Source organism: Halomonas sp. HNIBRBA4712 (assembly GCF_043558675.1).
GTDB lineage: Bacteria > Pseudomonadota > Gammaproteobacteria > Pseudomonadales > Halomonadaceae > Vreelandella.
In genome coordinates, this window is record NZ_JBIFXR010000017.1 from 1 (window position 1) to 3,295 (window position 3,295).

Here is a 3,295-nt window from a genome sequence, read left to right on the forward strand (position 1 = left end):
AGTGGCAGCGAGTCAACGGATGATAATGGTGTAAGCGGTGATTTTACCGGGACACTGCAGATTCTCGGGCGCGCCGAAATAAAGCTTCACGTCGAAGGCAGTGTGTTCATGGTCCGAGCGCAGGCTGGCGTACGTGGCTCTATCCACACTTCCTGGACATGGGAAGCTGGGGTGAGTGCCGAGGGTAAGCGAGAGAAGCGATATATCTTTGAAGGCGTGAAGCTCAGTGGGGAGGCTTATGCTGAGATTGGATGGAGTAAAGATCAAGATAAAACAAATGGGGGGTTAGGTGGTCGAGCCGATGGAGAGGCCACATTAATAGAGGGCGAAGAAAGCTCTGAGTCAATGGGAAGTGTTGAAGTAGAAGAATCAGGAGAGAGTAGCGATGGGAAGATCATTTGGCCACGAGAAGAAGGTTCGTGGGTGTCTTTTTAGAAGAGTATTGATCTTATTTTGGGTTTTTTATTTTTCGATATTTTTTATGTTAAAGGAGTCGGCTATGGCGCAACCTATTGAACGCGAATACTGGGTCAATATTCATACTGAAGGCTCGGCATGGGTCTTGCGAATTAATGATTTGAGTGTGCGATCTCATAGCACGACAGAACAATATTCTATTTCATACCCGATTAGTACTAGCCTTAAAGAGGGTCAAAATACAGTTTCGTTTATCTTTGCCCCTCTTGTTGAAGATGAGGCAGGGCACTTGGTAACAGATGATGAAACAGGCGGATATATACAGGCTCCTAAAGAAAACTTCTGGGTTGATGTCTCGATTGAAGCCATTAATACGCACACCCAAGAGAAAGAGCGAATCAATACTCTTCAACTGCGCTACGACATGGAGAGTGGAGAGCTTGTAGAGGCTCAAAAAAACCCTGCCAATATTAATGGTCAGGTGGTGCATCAAACTGAACACCTCCGTACGAGTGGGGAGTTCGTGATGAGTTCACCTGAACAGCTAGTCGTGAGTAGTGGCCAGAGCTTGGAAGCTGAGCGAGTGGATATGAGCTTTCGCGTTTTAGATCCCATTCCTGATTTTCACTGGGTAGATGATGCAATAGCTTTAGAAGATACTCCCTTACTGCGTCATGAACTGCGACACGCTTATCAGCACCTGCATCGTTTATTTAGTGAAAAAAATAGCGATGCCATTCTGCATGAAGGGGAAGCAATGTGGGATCGAGCAGGGTTGTTGATGGCCGGAGGAAAAAATGCGAGAGAATACACAGCTTCGCTCCCAATTGCTTCCCAGCTGGCGGGTTTGCGTACGGAGCCTAATGGTCCGCAATTATTGCCCTTACAGCTTGAAGAGAACCCTAGTAACGATACATTGGAGTTTATGGGCGATATGCGCCTAGTACGTATTCAACCTACTCCTATCCGCTGGTCTAAGTCAGAGAATTCAGATCGAGTCCACACGTTTCCCGTCGTGTTTTATCGCACAGCATCAGGTGAGTGGCGTCTCGCAACGGTGGGCTCATGAAACCCGTAGCGCGTAAAGGTGACCTTCACAGCTGCCCCATCCCCGGCCACGGCACAACGGAAATCATCACCGGTTCGCCCTCTCAAGTAGAGGGCCAGCCCGTTGCGCGGGTGGGCGATAAAACCGGCTGCGGCGCGACCATTATCGAAGGCTCCAGCCACTCCAACCACGACGGCCGCCCGACGGCGTACCTGGGCTGCAAGACCGATCACGGCGGTGAGATTATCACCGCCTCGAGCAGCGCCAGGGTAGCGCCCTAACTGGTTAATACCAGCATTGAAGATCACCAGGAGAGCCAGCCTTATGATGAAACCCCTTATCCACCGTTGGCTCTTACTGGCGACGCTGATCAGTCTGCCCGCCATGGCGCAGGAAACCGAGTATCAGTTTGGCGTACGTTGGAGCGTGAATGACCTCGCGTCATCCCTTTCTATACAGGGCATCATGCTGGACTTTACGGGGGTTGCCAGCAATTTTGATCGCCGCCAGCCGATTACTGAATATACCAGGACCGGTAACAATACGATCGAGCTAAAGACATGGATAGATGGTGGATATTGGGCCGAAGATCAAATAAAGGCGTCGTTGCTTTACTGGGAACCGGGCCAGAATCCAAACACCGAGGCCAACACTGCATTTGAAGTGGTAATGATGCCCGGCGTGGAAGATGCCAAGCCTGAAATCGTCTCGGTAGATCCATCGGCTCCCTTGCAGCCTCGGGAAAGCGATATTGGGTTTAGCAGTAATGGACGTTATGAAACGTTACATATCTCCTTTAACAACCGACAGTCGATGCCCACCTGGTGCTGGCAAGAAGGTGACGTGCTGCAAGACAATGACGCTACTCGCGATAGCCTGACCCGCGAATATCGCCGGCTACATGCCCTGTTTGCGGCGGGCGATAATGAGGCCTTGCTGAACGCGGCTGCGACAAGAACCGAAGAGCTGGCCATTGCATCAGACACGCCGGAAGAGTACGTGCGCCACCGGTTCAGCTACGACATGTACTTCGATAACCCGGATGTTTATCAGTTGAACGACTTCCCTGAGGAGCCCATGACGTTAAACTTGGCGGCAGATAACCGTGTGGCTTGGCTAACAACTGAAGGAGTTAATGTTCCTATTGTGTTTAGCCATGTGGGTGAAGGAGAGACCGTTACGTTTATCAGACCTTACTTCATAAAGCGTAACGGCCAGTGGGAAATCTGCCGATGAAACCCATAGCCCGCCAAGGCGACCTTCACAGCTGCCCCATTCCCGGCCACGGCACTACCGAAATCGTCTCCGGTTCGCCCTCTAGAGTAGAAGGCCGGCCCGTGGCGCGGGTGGGGGATAAAACCGGCTGCGGCGCTACCATCGTCGAAGGCTCCAGCCATTCCACTCACGATGGGCGGCCCACCGCCTACCTGGGCTGCAAGACCGATCACGGCGGTGAGATCATCACCGCCTCGAGTAGCGCCAACGTTGAGCCGTAATGCCTGCGCGATGCTTTAACGCCCAGGGACGATTCATCCTTTTTGGGCGTTGCTCCCGAAACCCCCAGGCACGGTTTGAAATATCTCAGCCGTGCCTACGGTTTTGCTTACTCCATCGAAGCATGACCCATACGGGCAAATCCAAATCGGTCGCCTGGCGCAAGCGTGACCGTCTGGAGGCCTGGCTGCCCCGAGGACGCGTGCATCATGCGCCAAGGCCGCCTTATTCAAACGAGGAAGCGATGCAGCAGGACAATTTTCGACCCATCGTAAGCGAGGGGCAGTCATAAGCTATCAGCCGACCTATGAAGATGCTCTTTATCTGCTAACGGAC

At 52.2% G+C, this 3,295-nt stretch carries 5 protein-coding genes; all 5 read left to right on the forward strand.

Features of this window, described 5'->3' with window-relative positions; translation table 11 throughout:
• The coding region (locus tag ACGK9R_RS17080) for a hypothetical protein (protein WP_394583521.1) at positions 1-435 on the forward strand (435 nt) is incomplete at its 5' end.
• Positions 436-499: 64 nt separating this feature from the next.
• On the forward strand, positions 500-1,486 hold the full coding sequence (locus ACGK9R_RS17085) for a hypothetical protein (RefSeq protein ID WP_394583523.1): 987 nt from the start codon (positions 500-502) through the stop codon (positions 1,484-1,486).
• Positions 1,483-1,746 (forward strand): PAAR domain-containing protein, encoded by a 264-nt coding sequence (locus tag ACGK9R_RS17090; RefSeq protein WP_394583525.1) that lies wholly within the window; start codon positions 1,483-1,485, stop codon positions 1,744-1,746. The genes ACGK9R_RS17085 and ACGK9R_RS17090 overlap by 4 nt, the downstream gene beginning before the upstream one ends.
• A gap of 43 nt (positions 1,747-1,789) precedes the next feature.
• Positions 1,790-2,701 (forward strand): hypothetical protein, encoded by a 912-nt coding sequence (locus tag ACGK9R_RS17095; protein WP_394583527.1) that lies wholly within the window; start codon positions 1,790-1,792, stop codon positions 2,699-2,701.
• On the forward strand, positions 2,698-2,961 hold the full coding sequence (locus ACGK9R_RS17100) for a PAAR domain-containing protein (RefSeq protein WP_394583529.1): 264 nt from the start codon (positions 2,698-2,700) through the stop codon (positions 2,959-2,961). Before ACGK9R_RS17095 ends, ACGK9R_RS17100 begins: the two co-directional genes overlap by 4 nt.
• The last annotated feature ends 334 nt before the right edge of the window (positions 2,962-3,295 follow it).